18 protein-coding genes and 1 riboswitch are annotated in these 18,060 nt (G+C 65.1%); of the genes, 14 read left to right on the forward strand and 4 right to left on the reverse strand.

The genetic code is table 11. The features are described from left to right. Positions 1 to 234: 234 nt before the first annotated feature. Positions 235 to 1,092, reverse strand: coding sequence for a peptide chain release factor N(5)-glutamine methyltransferase (gene prmC / locus B6V74_RS01150; protein WP_088721739.1), 858 nt, complete (start codon positions 1,090 to 1,092; stop codon positions 235 to 237). Further along, positions 1,089 to 2,144 (reverse strand): peptide chain release factor 1, encoded by a 1,056-nt coding sequence (gene prfA, locus B6V74_RS01155; protein ID WP_075774738.1) that lies wholly within the window; start codon positions 2,142 to 2,144, stop codon positions 1,089 to 1,091. The genes prmC and prfA overlap by 4 nt, the downstream gene beginning before the upstream one ends. A 388-nt stretch (positions 2,145 to 2,532) precedes the next feature. Between prfA and B6V74_RS01160 the strand changes: the two genes are divergently transcribed. From B6V74_RS01160 to B6V74_RS01215, 12 genes are all read left to right on the forward strand, one after another. Further along, positions 2,533 to 2,898, forward strand: a complete 366-nt coding sequence (locus tag B6V74_RS01160; protein WP_078519345.1) for a DUF59 domain-containing protein — start codon at positions 2,533 to 2,535, stop codon at positions 2,896 to 2,898. Between the two features lie 193 nt (positions 2,899 to 3,091). Then, positions 3,092 to 4,165 carry an alkene reductase gene (locus B6V74_RS01165; RefSeq protein ID WP_088721740.1) on the forward strand — a complete coding sequence of 358 codons (1,074 nt, stop codon included), beginning with the start codon at positions 3,092 to 3,094 and terminating at the stop codon, positions 4,163 to 4,165. A gap of 81 nt (positions 4,166 to 4,246) precedes the next feature. Then, positions 4,247 to 4,852: a hypothetical protein gene (locus tag B6V74_RS01170; protein WP_088721741.1), complete on the forward strand. Its 606-nt coding sequence runs from the start codon at positions 4,247 to 4,249 to the stop codon at positions 4,850 to 4,852. Next, the gene (locus B6V74_RS01175) at positions 4,849 to 5,592 is read left to right on the forward strand and encodes a DUF3307 domain-containing protein (RefSeq protein WP_088721742.1); all 744 of its coding nucleotides are present in this window, start codon (positions 4,849 to 4,851) and stop codon (positions 5,590 to 5,592) included. Before B6V74_RS01170 ends, B6V74_RS01175 begins: the two co-directional genes overlap by 4 nt. A gap of 24 nt (positions 5,593 to 5,616) precedes the next feature. Next, complete coding sequence (locus tag B6V74_RS01180) at positions 5,617 to 5,988, forward strand: iron-sulfur cluster assembly accessory protein (RefSeq protein ID WP_075774555.1); 372 nt, start codon at positions 5,617 to 5,619, stop codon at positions 5,986 to 5,988. An 83-nt stretch (positions 5,989 to 6,071) separates the two neighbouring features. Then, on the forward strand, positions 6,072 to 6,815 hold the full coding sequence (gene tpiA, locus B6V74_RS01185; RefSeq protein WP_088721743.1) for a triose-phosphate isomerase: 744 nt from the start codon (positions 6,072 to 6,074) through the stop codon (positions 6,813 to 6,815). 149 nt (positions 6,816 to 6,964) lie between these two features. Further along, positions 6,965 to 8,089 (forward strand): peptide chain release factor 2, encoded by a 1,125-nt coding sequence (gene prfB / locus B6V74_RS01190; RefSeq protein WP_075774553.1) that lies wholly within the window; start codon positions 6,965 to 6,967, stop codon positions 8,087 to 8,089. Between the two features lie 6 nt (positions 8,090 to 8,095). Then, positions 8,096 to 8,641, forward strand: coding sequence for an AAA family ATPase (locus B6V74_RS01195; protein WP_088721744.1), 546 nt, complete (start codon positions 8,096 to 8,098; stop codon positions 8,639 to 8,641). A gap of 45 nt (positions 8,642 to 8,686) precedes the next feature. Next, positions 8,687 to 9,424: an SDR family NAD(P)-dependent oxidoreductase gene (locus B6V74_RS01200; RefSeq protein ID WP_240497025.1), complete on the forward strand. Its 738-nt coding sequence runs from the start codon at positions 8,687 to 8,689 to the stop codon at positions 9,422 to 9,424. A 105-nt stretch (positions 9,425 to 9,529) separates the two neighbouring features. Continuing rightward, the gene (locus B6V74_RS01205) at positions 9,530 to 10,303 is read left to right on the forward strand and encodes a DUF2189 domain-containing protein (RefSeq protein WP_075774550.1); all 774 of its coding nucleotides are present in this window, start codon (positions 9,530 to 9,532) and stop codon (positions 10,301 to 10,303) included. A gap of 93 nt (positions 10,304 to 10,396) precedes the next feature. Further along, on the forward strand, positions 10,397 to 11,632 hold the full coding sequence (locus B6V74_RS01210; RefSeq protein WP_088721745.1) for a putative DNA modification/repair radical SAM protein: 1,236 nt from the start codon (positions 10,397 to 10,399) through the stop codon (positions 11,630 to 11,632). Beyond that, a complete protein-coding gene (locus tag B6V74_RS01215) occupies positions 11,632 to 13,056 on the forward strand; it encodes a UdgX family uracil-DNA binding protein (protein WP_088721746.1) in 1,425 nt (474 codons plus the stop codon). Before B6V74_RS01210 ends, B6V74_RS01215 begins: the two co-directional genes overlap by 1 nt. A 4-nt stretch (positions 13,057 to 13,060) precedes the next feature. On the opposite strand, the gene B6V74_RS01220 is transcribed toward B6V74_RS01215, so the two are convergent. Then, positions 13,061 to 13,804, reverse strand: a complete 744-nt coding sequence (locus tag B6V74_RS01220) for a cytochrome c biogenesis protein CcdA (RefSeq protein WP_088718859.1) — start codon at positions 13,802 to 13,804, stop codon at positions 13,061 to 13,063. A 94-nt stretch (positions 13,805 to 13,898) separates the two neighbouring features. Here B6V74_RS01220 and B6V74_RS01225 point away from each other — a divergent pair, with 94 nt between their 5' ends. Beyond that, the gene (locus tag B6V74_RS01225) at positions 13,899 to 14,126 is read left to right on the forward strand and encodes a sulfurtransferase TusA family protein (protein ID WP_088721747.1); all 228 of its coding nucleotides are present in this window, start codon (positions 13,899 to 13,901) and stop codon (positions 14,124 to 14,126) included. Positions 14,127 to 14,248: 122 nt separating this feature from the next. After that, positions 14,249 to 14,395, forward strand: a riboswitch (FMN riboswitch). A gap of 74 nt (positions 14,396 to 14,469) precedes the next feature. Beyond that, entirely contained in the window at positions 14,470 to 14,910 is a 441-nt protein-coding gene (locus B6V74_RS01230; RefSeq protein ID WP_346425917.1) for a 6,7-dimethyl-8-ribityllumazine synthase, read from the forward strand. 72 nt (positions 14,911 to 14,982) lie between these two features. On the opposite strand, the gene B6V74_RS01235 is transcribed toward B6V74_RS01230, so the two are convergent. After that, the gene (locus B6V74_RS01235; RefSeq protein WP_088722167.1) at positions 14,983 to 17,901 is read right to left on the reverse strand and encodes an Rne/Rng family ribonuclease; all 2,919 of its coding nucleotides are present in this window, start codon (positions 17,899 to 17,901) and stop codon (positions 14,983 to 14,985) included. Positions 17,902 to 18,060 lie beyond the last annotated feature (159 nt).

Here is an 18,060-nt window from a genome sequence, read left to right on the forward strand (position 1 = left end):
CGGAAATGGCCGCTAATGCAGGGCCTGCGGGCTGAACTGTCACGCTGGGCATACCTGCCCGGTTTCGTTCCAAACACCCGCGCTGTGAAGCTGAGCCGTGCGGGGGATCAATATCCGGCCTGCACAGGCTTGACTAAACATGCGAGGGGCGACCTTTCAAGTCAGAAAATCGGTCAAATCCGCGATTTCGATGGATTCGCGGGGTTTTCCCCAAGTTTTTGCGCGATTTCGTGCTCAGGACGTGCCGCAATCCGCCGGATCACCGGGTTTATGCGCCAAAATGACGCGGTCGCGGCCGTCGAGATCACGGCGGGTCTCGATGTTCTCAAGGCCCTGCGCTGCGAAGAGATCGCTAACCGCCTGCGCCTGCGTCGGACCGATCTCGACGGCGAGGCGTCCGCCCGCCATCAGCCGCGCCCCTGCGCCGCGGGCAATGGCGCGATAGGCGTCGAGCCCGTCGCCGCCCGGCGTCAGCGCCGAGAGCGGCTCCCAGTCACGCACGTCCTGAGAGAGCCCCGCCATCTCGTCTTCCGCAATATAAGGAGGATTCGCGACGATGAGGTCATAACGCCCCGGCACATTGGCAAACCAGTCTGAAATCAGGAACTTGGCGCGTTTGGCGACACCGAGCGCCTCGGCATTGGCTTTCGCGACCTCAAGCGCGGCTTGAGACAGGTCTGTCCCCGTCCCTGCCGCGAAGGGCATGGATTTCAGCAGCGAGATCAGGATGCAGCCGGTGCCCGTTCCGAGGTCGAGCGCGTGAACGAAGGGCCGCTCCAGCGCCACCTCGACCAGCAGCTCCGTCTCCGGGCGTGGGTCGAGCGTGTCGCGGGTGACGCGGAATTCATGCCCCCAGAAGAGGCGCTTGCCCGTGATCTGGGCGACGGGCTGGCGCGCCTCGCGGGCGGTGAGCGCCGCCTCAAACCGGGCGGCTGCGTCCTCTGGCAGCGGGTCTTGCAGCGCCAGCGTCAGTCGGTCGGGCGCGATCTGCAGCGCATGGGCCAAAAGCCTGCGCGCGTCGGTCTGCGCGCCCTCGATCCCGGCCTCGCGCAGACGCCGCGTCGCGGCGACCAACGCATCCTGCGCCCTCACGCCTCCATCTCCGCCAGTTTCGCCGCCTGATCGTCGGCAATCAGCGCGTCGACCACTTCGTCGATCTCGCCTTCCATAACCTTATCAAGGGAATAGAGCGTGAGGTTGATGCGGTGATCGGTCAGCCGCCCTTGCGGGAAATTATAGGTGCGGATGCGCTCCGAGCGGTCGCCGGAACCCACCTGGGATTTCCGCGTCTCGGCACGTTCCGAAGCCGCGCGGTCGCGCTCGGCCTCGAACAGCCGCGCGCGCAGCACCGCCATCGCATTGGCGCGGTTCTGGTGCTGGGATTTCTCCGACGAAGTCACGACGATCCCGGTCGGGATATGGGTGATGCGCACCGCGGAATCCGTCGTGTTGACGTGCTGCCCGCCCGCCCCGGAGGCCCGCATCGTGTCGATCCGGATATCATTGGCGGGGATGTCGATATCGACAGCCTCGACCTCGGGCAGAACGGCGACGGTCGCGGCAGACGTGTGGATGCGTCCGCCGGCCTCGGTTTCCGGCACGCGCTGCACGCGGTGAACGCCGGATTCGTATTTCAGCCGGGCGAAGACGCCCTCACCTTCGATGCGCGCCACCGCTTCCTTGACGCCGCCCAGCTCGGTCTCGGTCAACTCCATCATCTCGAAACGCCAGCCATGTTTCTCGGCGTATTTCTGATACATACGCAACAGGTTACCCGCGAACAGCGCCGCTTCCTCGCCGCCCGTGCCGGGGCGGATCTCCAGGATCGCGGGGCGCGCGTCGGCGGCATCCTTGGGCAGAAGCGCCACGCGCAAGGCCTGTTCCATCTCGGGGATACGGGCTTTGAGACGCGGCAATTCCTCTTCGGCCAGATCGCGCATTTCCGGATCGGTCATCCAGCCTTCCGCCTCGGCCAGATCGGCGCGGGCCTGACGCCATGCCTCGATCTGGGTGACGACCGGCTTCAATTCGGAATATTCGCGGCTGATCTCGGCGATCTTGGCGGGTTCCGCGCCAGCGTTGAGCAGCGCCTCGAGGTACTCGAAGCGCGCGAGGATCTGGTCGAGTTTCTCTTCGGGCAACATGGGATCGGTTTGGCGCGAAGCGTGCGGGGCGTCAAGCGGCGAGCGTTGTGAAGAGAGCGCCGCTTCCTCCCGTTGGTCCGGGGCGACCAGCCCCGGGCCGCGCCCAACCTTCCCCGGGAAGGCGCGTTGTCGATGTCATCGCAGGCTCAAGCGCCCGCCGGGCTTGCGAGATTGAGCGCCCGGCCCCACACAAAGCCACGCGCCACCCGGGGTTCGGACGCGTCCCTTACAAACAACGTTCCGTCATTGCCTCTTCGCAGCGCTGCGACATCACATATCAGCAGACTGCCCACAGCTCCCTTTACGGCTCGGGTCCTATCACCTAGATAAACAGTCGAGTAATTCGATAGGCGCCCTGCCGGCGCCCCTGCCGATGGAAGAAGCCGCCATGACCGCCACGCCCGAAGAGCCGCTTGAAGGCACGCCGCTGATCAAGCCCTCGACGACCGACCATCCGCTCTACGAAAATGTCGTGGAAGCGTGCCGCACCGTCTATGACCCGGAAATCCCGGTGAACATCTATGATCTCGGCCTCGTCTACACCATCGAGATCAGCCCTGAGAATGACGCGAAGGTGATCATGACGCTCACCGCTCCGGGCTGCCCCGTCGCGGGCGAGATGCCGGGTTGGGTTCACGATGCCGTGGCCTGCGTCGGTGGTCTGCGCGATGTCGATGTCGAGATGACCTTCGATCCGCAATGGGGCATGGACATGATGTCCGACGAGGCGCGGCTGGAACTAGGCTTCATGTGAGGCTTGGAGGGGCTCTGCCCCGCACCCTGCGGGTGCTTCCAGGATATTTCCGACCAAGAGGAAGGGAGCCGCGCGGCTCCCTTTTTGTTTCCTTGCATTTGCGCACACAACCTTCGCACTGCGATGGACTTGCCGCCCGCCCGCGCAGCCCCATGTCATCTGGCCGAACGTCAAACCCGATGAGAGGACTGACATGGCTGATACGCTATTCTCCCCCACGAAGCTCGGCGCGATCGAGATCGCCAACCGCTTCGTGATGGCGCCACTGACCCGCAACCGTGCCCCCGATCTGCACCCGACCGATATGACGGTCGAGTATTATCGCCAGCGTGCAGGCGCCGGGCTGATCGTCACCGAAGGCACGCAGATTTCGCCGATGGGTCAGGGCTACGCCTGGACGCCAGGCATCTACAGCGAGGAGCAGGTCGCGGGCTGGAAGAAAGTCACCGACGCGGTGCATGAGGCTGGCGGCAAGATCGTCGCGCAAATCTGGCATGTCGGCCGGATCTCGGTGCCGCAGCTGCTGAACGGGCGTGACCCGGTCGGGCCGTCTGCGATCTCGGCCGAGGCCAAGACCTTCGACGGCGAAGGCTTCGTGGCGACCACCACGCCGCATGCGCTGACGGTCGAGGAAATCGCAGCGACGGTCGAAGATTACCGCAAGGCCGCGCGCAATGCGCAGGCCGCGGGCTTCGATGGCGTCGAGATTCACGCCGCGAATGGCTATCTGATCGATCAGTTCCTGCGCGACACCTCGAACAAACGAGAAGACGAGTACGGCGGCTCGATCGAGAACCGCACCCGCTTCCTGCGCGAAGTGGTCGATGCGGTCACCGAGGTGCTGGGCGCCGAGCGTGTGGGCATCCGTCTCTCGCCGTGGTCGAACGCGAATAACGTGGGCATCGACAGCAACACGGCCGAGCTGTTCGGCGCGGTGATCGATTTCCTCAACACCAAGCCTATGGCCTATGTCCACTTCGTGGAAGGCCAGACCGGCGGTCCGCGCGAATGGCCCGAGGACGGGATAGAGACGCTGCGCGCGAAGTCGAAGGCGCCCTATATCGCGAATAACGGCTACGACAAGGCGATGGCCGAAGCGGCACTGAAAGAGGGTGCGGCGGCGGTGGCCTTCGGCAAGCTCTTCATCGCGAATCCGGACCTGCCCAAGCGTTTCGCGAAGGACGCTCCGCTGAACGAGCCGAACTCGGAAACGTTCTACGGCGGCGGTGCTCAGGGCTACACGGATTACCCGTTCCTCGACGAGTGACGCAGGCATTTTTACCTGCTAGACTTTAGATGCAGGCTTTTTTAATTGCATATTGCCATGCGCAGGCGCTAAAACCTGCGCATGGCTTATTTTTGTGTTCTCACCGGCGATATCGTCGCCTCGACTCGGCTCTCGGCCTCCGAGCTGGGCGCGGCACTCGATGCGATCGAGGGCGCGGCGGCGGCATTGTCTCCGCTTCTGCGGGAAAGTCACTTTGCCCGCAATCGCGGAGATGGGTGGCAATTCGCGATACCCAGCCCGCGCCTTCAGGCTAGGCTCGCGCTGCTGATCCGGGCCGAGTTGCGCGCCTTGGGCGAGGCGTTCTCGACCCGGATCGCGATTGCCGAGGGCGACGGCACGCTGCCTGCGGATAGCGACCTGAACGGGGCATCGGGCCCGGCCTTCACCGCCTCGGGCCATCTGCTGGATAGCTTGGAGGGGCCGCGCATTGCCCATGCTGCGGGCGGGGCGCTTGGCGCGGCGTTCCGGCTGTTCGATCACATCTCGGAGGCGTGGACCCCGGCGCAGGCGCGCGCAATCGCGCCGATGCTGCGCCTCGATCCGCCGACCCAAACCGCCGCCGCCTCCGAGATCGGCATCACCCGGCAATCGCTGGCACAGGCCTTGGCAAGCGCGGCCTACCCCGCCATCGTGGAGGCCCTGGCGATGATCGAGGAGACCCAATGATCGAGACTTTCGCGGCGCTTGTCTTTGCCCATGCCTTCACAGATTTCGCGTTTCAAAGCAGCGGCATGGCGGCGAAGAAGGCCGGGCGGGACGAGGCCGCGCTGGCCGCGCATATCGCGATCCTCACGGGGCTGACGCTGTTGGCAGGGCTGCAACTGTCGTGGACGCTGATCGGGGTGCTGGCGCTGGTCGCGCTCAGCCATCTGGTGATCGATGTGGCCAAGAGCTTCGCACCGCGCGAACATCCCCTCGCCGCCTTCCTTGGCGATCAGGCCGCCCATCTGGCTGCGACCGCGCTGATCGCCACCGCCGTCCCGACATTCTGGGCCAACGCGCTCTGGGCGAGCCTCTCATGGCTCCCCGGCGTCCTGACGCTCGCCACCGGCCTTTTGATCACCACCCGCGCCGGCGGTTTCGCGGTGGGCATGCTGATGGTGCGCTACGAAGAGGACGCACCGCCCGAGGGGTTGCCGCAGGGCGGGCGGATGATCGGGCTTCTCGAGCGCGGGCTGATCTTTCTGCTGGTGCTGGCGGGACAGCCCTCGGGCATCGGCTTCCTGATCGCGGCAAAGTCGATCCTGCGCTTCGAGGCGGTGTCAAAAGACGGCGCGAATCCGAAATCCGAATATGTGATCATCGGCACGCTGGCCTCCTTCGGCTGGGCGCTCGCCGCCTCTTACGCCACGCTCGCGCTTTTGGGACATTTGCCGCCCCTTGGAATCCTGCCCGTGCCCGACTAAATTACTCGGTGAAGGAGAGCCCCCATGTTCAACGTTCCCGGACAAGACCCCGTAACCCTGACCGACGCCGCCGTCGCGCAGATCGCCAAGCTGATGTCGCGCGAAGACGCGGCTGGCTTCCGCATCGGCGTGAAGAAAGGGGGCTGCGCGGGCATGGAATACACGATGGAGGTCGCGGCCGAGGCCGGACCGATGGATATCGTCGTGGAAAAGGGCCCCGCCCGGGTTCTGATCGCACCGATGGCGCAGATGTTCATGCTGGGCACAGAGATCGACTACGAGACCGGTCTTCTCGAAAGCGGCTTCAAGTTCCGCAATCCGAACGTCGTCGATGAATGCGGCTGCGGCGAGTCGATCAAATTCGCCGATATGGAAGCCCCCCAGACCAACGGCTGAGCCCCGCTCCCGCGCCAATTTGCCCTTTGCGAGTGCGATCCCCCTGCCCTAATGTCGGCCCGAATGACATAAGGGAGACAGGCATGCGCAAGAAGCTGGCCGCCGGCAATTGGAAGATGAACGGGCTCAAGAGCAACCTGGGCGAGGTGAAATCCCTTGTCGAGGGGCATCCCTCGCCCGCCTGTGACGTGCTCCTGTGCCCGCCCGCGACGCTGATCGGCGCGATGGCCGAGGCGGCGGGCGGCAAGCTCGCGGTCGGCGGGCAGGATTGCCACATGAACGAGAGCGGCGCACATACGGGCGACATCTCGGCGCAGATGATCGCGGATGCGGGTGGCTCTCACGTCATCGTCGGCCATTCCGAACGCCGTGCCGATCATCATGAAAGCGATCTGATTGTGCGCGCCAAGGCCGAGGCTGCGATCGCCGCAGGCCTGATCGCGGTGATCTGCGTGGGCGAAACGGAAGCGCAGCGCGACGGCGAACAGACGCTCGACGTGATCGGCGAACAGCTTGCCGGCTCCGTTCCCGACGGTGCGACGGCCGCCAATTGCGTAATCGCCTACGAGCCCGTCTGGGCGATCGGCACGGGTCGCACGCCGACGCTGGATCAGATCGCGGAGGTCCATGACTTCATGCGCAACACGCTGATCGCGCGCTTCGCCGACGCAGGCAACGGCATGCGGCTGCTCTATGGCGGCTCGGTCAAACCCGGCAATGCCGAGGAGATCTTCGCGACCTCCAACGTCGACGGCGCGTTGGTGGGCGGGGCCTCGCTCAAAGCTAGCGATTTCGGCGCGATCATCGCCGCGCTGGAGGCAAGCTGAGCCGCATCCCGCTCGGCATCCGGGGGCCTCGAACACAAGGGCCGCGCGGCTTTCCAACGCCGCGCGGCCCACGCAATTTCCCCCGCCCCGCCTTGCGGGCGCCGCGCCGATCTCGTATCACGCGGACCAAGCTTTCAAGAGGATGACAGATGCGCGCCGAGACGCAGAATACCGTCGAACAGATCCGCAAGTCCCTGACCTTGCTCGGCCAGCGGATGGACCTCGAGACCGCGCCGCACCGGATCGAGGAATTCAACGCGATGATCGAAGACCCCACCCTGTGGGACGATCAGGCGCGCGCGCAGAAACTGATGCGCGACCGGCAGCAACTGATGGACAAGTTCGAAACCTATAACCGGATCAAGCAGGATCTGGAGGACAATGTCGAACTGATCGAACTTGGCGAGATGGAAGACGACGAGGAAGTCGTCTCCGAAGCAGAAGCGTCGCTCGCCGCGCTGAAGGAAACCGCCGCGTCGAAAGAGCTGGAAGCCCTTCTCGACGGCGAGGCCGACGGCAACGACACCTTCCTCGAGATCAATGCGGGCGCGGGAGGCACCGAGGCCTGCGACTGGGCCTCGATGCTGCAACGGATGTATGTCCGCTGGGCCGAAAAGCGCGGCTACGAGGTCGAACTGCAATCCGAAGAACCGGGTGCCGAGGCCGGGATCAAGTCCTGCGCCTACAAGATTTCCGGTCCCAATGCCTATGGCTGGCTGAAATCGGAATCGGGCGTGCACCGCCTCGTGCGGATTTCACCCTTCGGCAAGGGCACGCGCGAGACCTCTTTCGCCTCGGTCTGGGTCTACCCGGTCGTTGACGACAATATCGAGATCGAGGTGAACCCCGCCGATATCCGCATCGACACGTTCCGCTCCTCGGGGGCTGGCGGTCAGCACGTCAACACGACCGACTCGGCGGTGCGGATCACCCACCACCCGACCGGCATCGTTGTCACCTCGTCCGAGAAATCGCAGCACCAGAACCGCGACATCGCGATGAAAGCGCTGAAATCGCGGCTCTATCAGATGGAGCTGGAAAAGCGCACCGCGGCGATCAACGAAGCCCACGAGAACAAGGGCTCGGCCGGCTGGGGCAACCAGATCCGCTCCTACGTGCTGCAGCCCTACCAGATGGTGAAAGACCTGCGCACCCAATACGAGACTTCGGACACGCAGGGCGTGCTCGACGGCGATCTCGACGGGTTCATGGCAGCGACGCTGGCGCTCGGCCTCGAAGGCAAATCCCGCGCCGACGCGCAGGCGGATAGCTGATCGCGAATGACGGCGCGGGTTCACATCACCGGCGCCGCAGGATCGGGCACATCATCTTTGGGGGAACGCCTGGCTGACCGCTTGGGCGTCACCCATCTCGATACCGACGAATTCTATTGGGCCGAGAGCGACCCGCCCTACACCGTCAAACGCCGCCCCGCAGAGCGGCTCGCCTTGATGGAGGCGGCGAAAAAGCCCGAAGGCTGGGTGATCTCCGGCTCGCTCGACGGTTGGGGGGAACCCGCGATCGCGGGCGCCGACCTTATCGTCTTTCTCACCGCTCCGACGCCGATCCGCCTCGCGCGCCTGCGCAAGCGCGAGGCGATGCGCTTCGGCCCGCGTATCCGCAAGGGCGGCGACATGGAGGGCAATCACGGCTCCTTCCTGACCTGGGCTGCGGGCTATGACGATCCGTATTTCTCGGGTCGCTCGCTCAGCCGCCATCACGAATGGCTGGCGGGCCGGTCTGAACCGATACTGGACCTTTCGGGCACACGGCCGCTGGATGAACTGCTGGCGGAGTGCCTCGAGGCCCTCGGAATGAAACCCTGATCCGGTTTGGCGCGTATCCTCACCACTAGCGAAAGGATGACCGCCGTGGAGTTCAAGGACAAACGCATCTGGATCATGGGCGCGAGCTCGGGCATCGGGCAGGCGCTGGCGCGCGAACTGGCCGCCCGCGGGGCGCGGCTGGTGCTGTCTGCGCGCTCGGTCGAGCCGCTGGACGCGTTGAAGGCAGAACTGGGTCAGGGCGAGGTGGTACCCTGCGACGTCGCCGATCCCGAAAGCCTCGACGATGCGCGCGGCGAAATCCTGAGCCACGGGCCGCTGGATGCGATGATCATCACCGCCGCGCTTTACGATCCGGGCCGCGTGGAGCAGATCGAACGGGAGGCTGCGCGCAAGCTGGTGGAGGTGAACCTGCTCGGCACGCTATGGTTCGCGCAGGCCGCTCCCGGCTTGCTACGCGAAGGTGGGCAGTTGGTGATCTTCGGCTCCGTCGCGGGCATCTTCGGCCTGCCGAAAGGGCAGCTCTACTCCGCCTCGAAAGCCGCCGTGATCAACCTAGTGGAAAGCCTGCGGGTCGAATATGCGCCCAAGATCGACGTGCGGCTGATCTCTCCCGGCTTCGTGAAGACTCGCCTGACCGAGAAGAACGACTTCGCCATGCCCTTCATGATCGAAGCCGACGAGGCCGCCCGCCGCATCGCAGACGGGCTGGCCAAGGACCGGTTCGAAACCCACTTCCCCCGCCGCCTCACTTGGCAACTCAAGCTGTTGAAACGCCTGCCCTATGCGCTCTCCCTGCGGCTGACGAAACGGATGGGCGGCTGAGCCTCGCGGCGACGCAGCGAGCAATTCTCTGGACAGATCACGTCCGCGTGACGCAACGTGAAGTTGCGGGCCTTTGGGAGAGGCCCTCAGTCAGGGAGAAAAGCAATGCAAACGATCGTGTCGCCGCCCTCCGAGGTGCCGCCTATCCGCGACCTTCAGGCCTCGGACATACCAGACATCCTGAAGGCGGGATGGAACGATTTCAAACGCGCCCCGGCCTTCGGTCTGATGTTCTCGGGCTTTTACGTGCTCGGCGGCATCGTGCTCTGGATGGTGTTCGCAGCGCAGGGCGAGGAATGGTGGCTGATCCCCTTCGCGCTCGGCTTTCCGCTGCTCGCCCCCTTCGCGGCGATCGGGCTTTATACCGTCTCGCGCAAGCTGGAGGCGCAGGAGCCGCTGATCTGGCGCGAGGTGATCGCCAGCTGCGTCTCGGAGAAGGATCGCCAGACGCCGTCCATGGCGATGCTGATCCTGATGATGTTCATGTTCTGGGTCTTCGTCGCCCATACCACCTTCGCGCTGTTCATGGGGCTGTCGGCCTTCACCAACATCTCCAGCTCGCCTGAGATCCTTCTGACCGGGAACGGGCTGATGATGCTGAGCATCGGCACCCTGATCGGGGCGGGTTTCGCAGCGATGCTGTTCTCCTTCACCGTGGTCGGCCTGCCGCTGATCATGGATCGCGAGATCGACATCATCACCGCCATCCTCACCTCGATGCGGGCAGTCGCGGCCAACCCGGTCTCGATGGCGATCTGGGCGCTGGTGATCGCGGCGAGCCTGTTCGTTGGGATGCTGCCGATGTTCCTTGGCCTCTTCATCGTGCTGCCGGTTCTGGGTCATGCCAGCTGGCACATGTATCGCCGCCTCACTTCCTGAGGTCCGGGCGCCGTTTTCCGAGGGGCGCGAGATTTCGCGCCCCTTTGTCATGGAATTATTGAAAGGCAGATAGCGTGAACATATAGTGAACACATGGCAAGGATGACCCTCGATCAGAAACTGGCGATCCTCTCGGATGCGGCGAAATACGATGCCTCCTGCGCGTCGAGCGGCGGGCAGCGGCGCGACTCGAAGGATGGCAAAGGGATCGGCTCGGTCACCGGCTCCGGCATCTGTCACGCCTACACGCCGGACGGGCGCTGCATCAGCCTGCTGAAGATCCTGATGACGAATTTCTGCATCTATGACTGCGCCTATTGCGTGAACCGGGTGAGTTCCAACGTCACCCGCGCGCGGTTCTCTCCCGAGGAGGTCGTGACCCTCACGCTGGAATTCTACCGCCGCAACTATATCGAGGGGCTGTTCCTATCCTCCGGCATTATCCGCTCGCCCGATGACACGATGGCCGACATGGTGCGGATCGCGAAGCTCTTGCGGGTCGAGCATAATTTCCGCGGCTATATCCATCTGAAGACCATCCCCGACGCAGCCCCCGAGCTGATCGAGGAGGCGGGCCTTTACGCCGATCGCCTCTCGATCAATGTCGAGCTGCCGACCGACCGCGCGGTGCAGGACTATGCGCCGGAAAAGGATCCCGCCCAGATCCGCCGCGCGATGGGCGACGTGCGGGTGCTGCGCGAGGCGCGGAAGGAACGCAGCTTCACCGGGAAGCGCCCTCCGAAATTCGCGCCCGCCGGGCAATCGACGCAGATGATCGTCGGCGCGGACGGGGCGAATGACACGACGATCCTGAAAACCTCGACCCGGCTCTATTCGAGCTATGCGCTCAAACGCGTCTATTACTCCGCTTTCTCGCCGATCCCGGACAGCTCCGCCGCCCTGCCCCTGATCAAGCCACCACTGATGCGCGAGCATCGCCTGTATCAGGCGGACTGGCTGCTGCGCTTCTACGGCTTTAACGTGGACGAGATCTCGCAAGGCACCACCGACGGCAATCTCGATCTGACGGTCGATCCCAAGCTCGCCTGGGCACTGGCGAACCGGCATCTGTTTCCGCTCGACGTGAACAGGGCAGAGCGCGAGATGCTGCTGCGCGTGCCGGGGCTGGGGGTGAAGACGGTGAACCGGGTGCTGGCGACCCGCCGCTACCGGACCCTGCGCTACGAAGACCTGAGGCGCATGGGGGCGAATCTGAAGCAAGCGAAACCCTTCATCACGCTGCTGGACTGGCACCCGCGCGCACTGACCGATGCAGCCGATTTGCGCGCCCGCTTCGCCCCGCCGCCGCAGCAGTTGCGGCTGTTGTGATGCGGACGATCACCTTGCCCGAGATCGGCACGTTCGAGGCCTGGCGAGACGAGGCCCGCGCAGCCTTGGGCGCTGGCATCCCGCCCGAGGAGCTCCTCTGGCATCGCGGGGCGGCGGAGGCCGATCTCTTCGCGCAGGACGCACCTATCCCCACGGGCAGCGCTGTGAGCGTGCCAAAGGGCTTTGTCGACCTCGCCCGGCTCGTGGTCTGTCATCGCGACCCGGAACGCTTCGCGCGGGCTTACGCGGTGCTCTGGGCGCTGCGATCCGACAGGCGCCTGCTGGAAGACCGCGCCGATCCGCGCATCGACCGACTGAACCGCATGGCCAAGGAGGTCTCGCGCGACCGCCACAAGATGACGGCCTTCGTGCGCTTCCGCGAAATCGGGGCGCACGACGCCCCACGTCGCCGCTTTGCCGCGTGGTTCGAACCCACGCATTACATCTGCGAGCTGACCGCGCCGTTCTTCGTGAAACGTTTCGGCGACATGGACTGGACGATCTTCACGCCCGATCTGACGGCGCATTTCGAAGCGGGCAAACTGCGCTTCAGCGAGGGGCAGCCGCGCCCCGATCTGCCCGAGGATGGCGCCGAAGACCTCTGGCGCACCTATTTCCGCAACATCTTCAACCCGGCGCGGCTGAAGGTCGACGCGATGCAATCCGAAATGCCGCGCAAATATTGGCATAACCTCCCCGAAGCCAGCCTCATCCCCGAGATGATCGCCACCGCACAGGCCCGCGCCGAGGAGATGGCATTAAGTGCCCCCACGCTGGCCCCGGCCCGTGCAGGCAAGATCACCGAACGGCTGGCAAGCGACCGCGCCACCCCGCCGCCTGTCGGCGACCGCGCGGAGCTGCTCGCCGGGCTGAACGGCTGTCGCCGCTGCCCACTTTGGGAGAACGCAACGCAGGCAGTACCGGGCGAAGGGCCGCTGGATGCGCCGCTGATGATCGTGGGCGAGCAGCCGGGCGATTTCGAGGATCTCGAGGGCCGCCCCTTCGTCGGCCCCGCAGGGCAGCTTTTCGACGAGGTGGCGGCGCGGGCTGGCCTGTCCCGCGATCGCGCCTTCATCACCAATGCGGTGAAGCATTTCAAATTCACCCCGCGCGGCAAACGGCGCATCCACCAGTCGCCCGACCGGCAGGAAATTCATCACTGCCGCTGGTGGCTCGACCGGGAACGCGCTCTGGTGAAGCCGAAGGCGATCCTTGCGATGGGCGCGACGGCGCTGGAGTGCCTCACCGGGGATCGGCGCGGCCTTCTCAAGCGGCGCGGCACGGTGGAGGTACTCGACGATGGCACGCCGATGCTGATCACCATGCACCCGTCCTACCTGCTGCGCCTGCCCGACATGGAAAAGCCCGCTATGCTGCGGGCTTTCGAGGCGGATCTGGTCCGCGCGGTGCAGATGGTGGCGTGAGGCGTCAGCCCAGCACTGCAAGGCTCGGGAAGGTCTCCAGCAGCCAGAAACTGATCGCCGAGAACGCATTGGTCAGCAGCAGAATCCCGACGACGACCAGCAGCGCGCCCATCGTCTTCTCGATGATGCCCATATAGGCCTTGAGCCGGTTCATTACCCCGATCGCACGCTGGATGAACAGCGCGGCCAGCAGGAACGGAATGCCCAGACCCAGCGCATAGACCGCCAGCAGCGCGGTGCCGCGCGCCTGATCGCCGCCTTGGGCGGCCAGCGACAGGATCGCACCCAGCTGCGGGCCGATGCAGGGCGTCCAGCCGAAGGCGAAGGCGAGCCCCAGCACATAGGCACCCAAACTCGAGCCGCCCCGGTCGCCCGCATCCAGCCGCGCCTCGCGGTCGAGGATCGGGATGCGGAAGACGCCGAGGAAATGCAGGCCGAGGATCACGATCACTCCGCCCGCGATCCGTCCGAACAGCACCTGATTGGTCAGGAAGAACCGCCCGAAGGTCGAGGCGGCGAACCCCATGAACAGGAACACCGTCGACAGGCCAAGAACGAAGAACAGCGCAGGCACCGCCGCCGAGCGTTTGCCCTCGCGCAGGTCGCCCATGCTGACCCCGCCCATATAGGCGAGATAGGGCGGCACGATCGGCAGCACGCACGGGCTGAGGAATGACAGCAGACCCGCAAAGAGCGCCACGAAAGCGGCGGGCAGGAAAGCGGCAGAGACGAGATCGATTCCAAACATGTTCTTCCTCTACCCCATTCCTCGCGCGCGGTCACCGGGTCGTGAGATAACAACAGCGTGGACAAATCAGCGCGGGCGCGCGAGAACCTCCGGCATGAAACCCGATGTCGAAATCGATGCAAAGGGGTTGTTGTGCCCCCTGCCCGTCTTGCGCCTGCGCAAAGCGTTGGAGGCGGCGGCGCCCGGCACGCTGGTCCAGCTGGTCGCGACCGACGGGGCGAGCTGGATCGACGTGCCCCATTTTTGCGCGCAATGCGGGCACGAGCTTGTCGAGGCAGAGGATTGGGAAGGCGTGAAGGTCTATCTCGTACGCAGGGGCTGATGGCCCTCGCGTTGCGCACCTGCCCGGCGTCGGCCCGCCGCTGATGATCAGTCTCCCGATGCTGGTAAGGCTGGCCGAGGAACTGAGCCCCTTGCCGAGGACATAAGCGCGTGCCAATCTCCGGCCATTCTCAGGGCGGGGCGAAATTCCCCACCGGCGGTATGCGGCGAAATCCGCGAGCCCGCGAGCGCCTCGCCGTCGTGCGAGGGTCAGCAGATCAGGTGCGAGGCCTGAGCCGACGGTTACAGTCCGGATGGAAGAGAATATGCAGCCGATCCCGCGCCTTCTCGCGCGGGCGCGGCCTGTATGTGATCGCCTTGGGTGACGTGTCGCTAGCAAGGAGATCACGATGACACACACCCGTTACGCTTTTATCAAGGCCAATTGGCACGCTGATATCATCGACCGCGCGCTCGAGGGGTTTCTCGAAGAGATCCCGGCGGCGCAGGTCGATGTCTTCGACGTGCCCGGCGCGTTCGAGCTGCCGCTGAGGGCGCAGGAACTGGCCCGAACGGGCCGCTACGCGGCGATCGCGGGCGCGGCTCTGGTCGTCGATGGCGGAATCTACCGGCATGATTTCGTGGCGCAGGCCGTGGTGAATGGCCTGATGCAGGTGGGGCTGGAGACGGGCGTGCCCGTGCTGTCGGTCTCGCTGACACCGCATCAGTTCCAGGAGACCGATCACCACCGGGCGATCTTTGGCAGCCATTTCGTCGAGAAGGGCCGCGAGGCGGCGCGGGCGGCGCTGCAACTGACCCGCCATGCACAGGAACTGGCCGCCTGAGCGCGGATAAGCAGATATGAAAACGAAAAAGGCCGGGCGCTCTGCCCGGCCTTTCTCAAATCTGAGGCTGCCTCAGCGGCTCCACCAGCCCCGTTTCTTGGGCTTGGGCGCCTCCTCGGTCATGGTTTCGCCCTCGGCTTCGGTTTCCGCGAAGGCCGGACCACCGGGCAATTCGACCGGAGCATCAGGCTGCGGCGTTTCCGGAGGCTGCTCGAACGGGGTTTCCGGCTCGGGCGCGGGCGGCGTTTCCTGCGGCACGTCGGCAGGGGTTTCCTGCGGCGTAGGCTCGGGCGTCTCGACGGGCGCGTCGGGCTGCGGCGTCTCCTGCGGCTCGGTCGGCGCGTCGGGCTGCGGGGTTTCCGGCGGCTCAGGGCTCTCGGGCGTCTCCGCTACGGGCTCCTCGACCTTCTTGCGCGCACGGGAGCGGCGCTTGGGTTTGGGCGCCTCTTCCTCCGCCGCTGCGGCCTCGACCTTGGCGCCGGCGGCGCTGCCTTCGACGGCGGCTTGCGCATCCGCCTCGGGATCCACCTTCTTGCGCGACCGCGTGCGGCGCTTCGGCTTGGGAGCTTCTTCCTCGGCCTTGGCCTCGGTGCCCTCAACCGCAGCTTCCGCAGTCTCGGCGTCCGCTTTCGGTTCTTCGACCTTCTTGCGGGCGCGCGAGCGGCGCTTCGGCTTCGGCGCTTCTTCCTCCGGCTGAGCCTCGGTCTTGACGTCGGTCTGCGCCTCGGTCTTGGCCTCGTCCGCCGGAGCCTCTGCCGCTTGCGCGGGTTCGGCCTTGGCGGGCGCGTCCTGACCTCCGGTCGGTTCAGACTTCTGATCGTCCGACTTCTGGTCGCCCGACGACTGATCGCCGTTCTCCGAAGAGTCGTTATTCTCCCCGTTCTCGCCATTCGACTTCTTGCGACGGCGACGGCGGCGGCGCTTCTTCTTAGGCTGCTCCTCGGCCTCGGTCTCGACCTCCGGGGTCTGCGCCTCGGCTTCGGCCTCGGTCTCGTCCTCCGCCTCGTCGATTTCGGCCATCAGGCTTGCCGACGCGGACACCACGGGGCTGTCCACTTCCGCAACATTGCGGGTCGCGGTCTTGAACTTCTCGATGGTGAAATCGGGCGAGACTAGCTCGGGCGCGGCCTCGATGCGCACGGACATACCGTAGCGGGCCTCGATCACTGCCACATGTTCGCGCTTGGCGTTCATCAGGTAGTTGGCGACCGCGACGGGCGCACGCACCAGAACCTCGCGGGTCCGTTTGCGGGTGCCCTCTTCCTCGATCGCGCGCAGAACGCTCAGCGCGAGGCTGTCGTCGGAGCGGATCAGGCCGGTGCCGTGGCAATGGGCGCAGGGCTGCGTCGTGGATTCGATCATGCCCGGACGCAGGCGCTGGCGGCTCATCTCGAGCAGGCCGAAGCCGGAGATGCGTCCGACCTGAATGCGCGCGCGGTCGGTCTTGAGGCGCTCTTTCATGCGCTTTTCGACGGCCGAGTTGTTCTTGCGCTCGTCCATGTCGATGAAGTCGATCACGATCAGCCCGGCGAGGTCGCGCAGGCGCAGCTGGCGGGCCACTTCGTCGGCGGCTTCAAGGTTGGTCTTGAGCGCGGTTTCCTCGATCGAGCCTTCCTTGGTGGCCCGGCCCGAGTTCACGTCGATCGCGACGAGCGCTTCGGTCACGCCGATCACGATATAGCCGCCGGACTTGAGCTGAACGGTCGGGTTGAACATCGAGGCGAGGTAGCTTTCCACCTGATGGCGCGCGAAGAGCGGCAGCGACTCGGCGTAGTGCTTCACGTTCTTGGCGTGGCTCGGCATGATCATCTTCATGAACGCCTTCGCCGCGCGGTAGCCGCGCTCGCCCTCGACGAGAACCTCGTCGATATCCTTGTTGTAGAGGTCGCGGATCGACCGCTTGATCAGATCGCCTTCCTCGTAGATCGGCGCCGGTGCGACGGATTTCATCGTCAGATCGCGGATCTGCTCCCACAGGCGCATCAGGTATTCGTAATCGCGCTTGATCTCGGTCTTGGTGCGCTGCGCGCCCGCCGTACGCACGATCAGGCCGGCACCTTTCGGCACGTCCAGCTCGCCCGCGATTTCCTTGAGCTTCTTGCGGTCGGCGGCGTTGGTGATCTTGCGCGAGATGCCACCACCGCGCGCGGTGTTGGGCATGAGCACGCAGTAGCGGCCTGCCAGCGAGAGATAGGTGGTCAGAGCGGCGCCCTTGTTGCCGCGCTCTTCCTTGACGACCTGCACCAGCATGATCTGGCGCACCTTGATTACTTCCTGGATCTTGTAGCGGCGCGGACGCGGCTTGCGGGCCGGACGGATCTCTTCCTCGACATCCTCGTCGGCGACGGATTCGATGCCGCTATCGGCCTCGGTCGCGTCGTCGTCATCGTCCTCCGTGTCGTCGCTGTCATCCTCGTCGGATTGCGCAGCTTCCACAGCCGCGGTTTTCTCAGCAGCTTCCGAAGCGGGCGCTTCCTCGGCCGGAGCTTCGGAGGTTTCCGTCTGCGCGTCCCCTTCCGCCTCTTCGCTGGCGGCATCGGCGTTCTCGTCTTCCGCCTCGGGATCGACGACGCCCATACCCGGGATTTCGTCCGAGCTGACGACCGCGTCGTCCTGCTTGGCCTTTTCCGCCTTGTTCGACGACCGGCGCGAGCGGCGGCGGCGTGATTTCGGCTTTTCCTCTTCCTCGGCAGCGGCCTCGGCAAGCTGTCGCTCTTCTTCGAGGAGCGCTTCGCGGTCGGCGACAGGGATCTGGTAGTAATCGGGGTGGATTTCCGCGAAGGCGAGGAACCCGTGCCGGTTTCCGCCGTAGTCGACGAAAGCCGCCTGCAGCGACGGTTCGACGCGCGTTACTTTCGCGAGATAGATATTGCCGGCGAGCTGCCGTTTGTTGATGGTCTCAAAGTCGAATTCCTCGACCTTGTTGCCGTCCACCACCACGACGCGGGTCTCTTCCGCGTGGGTGGCATCGATAAGCATCTTCTTTGCCATGTAATTCCAATAGGTCAGCCCTTTGCGACCGGCCCGGGGGCGCGGCGCTGTCTTGGGCTGAAACTGTCCTTGAGGCGAGGCTGCGGACATGCGCGCAGACGGCGGTGGCGTCGAGCCTGCCCGTCTTCATCTGCGAAATCCCGTCACGCATCATCGCGG

This window comes from Thioclava sp. F42-5 (genome assembly GCF_002213195.1).
GTDB classification, from domain to species: domain Bacteria; phylum Pseudomonadota; class Alphaproteobacteria; order Rhodobacterales; family Rhodobacteraceae; genus Thioclava; species Thioclava nitratireducens.

Excerpts from the sequence above, each read along its gene's own strand:
- prfA (WP_075774738.1), bottom strand. The coding sequence starts at position 2,144 with ATGTTGCCCGAAGAGAAACTCGACCAGATCCTCGCGCGCTTCGAGTAC.
- B6V74_RS01225 (WP_088721747.1), top strand. The coding sequence starts at position 13,899 with ATGAAACCCGATGTCGAAATCGATGCAAAGGGGTTGTTGTGCCCCCTG.
- B6V74_RS01205 (WP_075774550.1), top strand. The coding sequence starts at position 9,530 with ATGCAAACGATCGTGTCGCCGCCCTCCGAGGTGCCGCCTATCCGCGAC.
- B6V74_RS01195 (WP_088721744.1), top strand. The coding sequence starts at position 8,096 with ATGACGGCGCGGGTTCACATCACCGGCGCCGCAGGATCGGGCACATCA.
- B6V74_RS01175 (WP_088721742.1), top strand. The coding sequence starts at position 4,849 with ATGATCGAGACTTTCGCGGCGCTTGTCTTTGCCCATGCCTTCACAGAT.
- B6V74_RS01210 (WP_088721745.1), top strand. The coding sequence starts at position 10,397 with ATGGCAAGGATGACCCTCGATCAGAAACTGGCGATCCTCTCGGATGCG.
- B6V74_RS01180 (WP_075774555.1), top strand. The coding sequence starts at position 5,617 with ATGTTCAACGTTCCCGGACAAGACCCCGTAACCCTGACCGACGCCGCC.
- B6V74_RS01160 (WP_078519345.1), top strand. The coding sequence starts at position 2,533 with ATGACCGCCACGCCCGAAGAGCCGCTTGAAGGCACGCCGCTGATCAAG.
- B6V74_RS01170 (WP_088721741.1), top strand. The coding sequence starts at position 4,247 with ATGGCTTATTTTTGTGTTCTCACCGGCGATATCGTCGCCTCGACTCGG.
- tpiA (WP_088721743.1), top strand. The coding sequence starts at position 6,072 with ATGCGCAAGAAGCTGGCCGCCGGCAATTGGAAGATGAACGGGCTCAAG.
- B6V74_RS01235 (WP_088722167.1), bottom strand. The coding sequence starts at position 17,901 with ATGGCAAAGAAGATGCTTATCGATGCCACCCACGCGGAAGAGACCCGC.
- B6V74_RS01220 (WP_088718859.1), bottom strand. The coding sequence starts at position 13,804 with ATGTTTGGAATCGATCTCGTCTCTGCCGCTTTCCTGCCCGCCGCTTTC.
- prfB (WP_075774553.1), top strand. The coding sequence starts at position 6,965 with ATGCGCGCCGAGACGCAGAATACCGTCGAACAGATCCGCAAGTCCCTG.
- B6V74_RS01215 (WP_088721746.1), top strand. The coding sequence starts at position 11,632 with ATGCGGACGATCACCTTGCCCGAGATCGGCACGTTCGAGGCCTGGCGA.
- B6V74_RS01165 (WP_088721740.1), top strand. The coding sequence starts at position 3,092 with ATGGCTGATACGCTATTCTCCCCCACGAAGCTCGGCGCGATCGAGATC.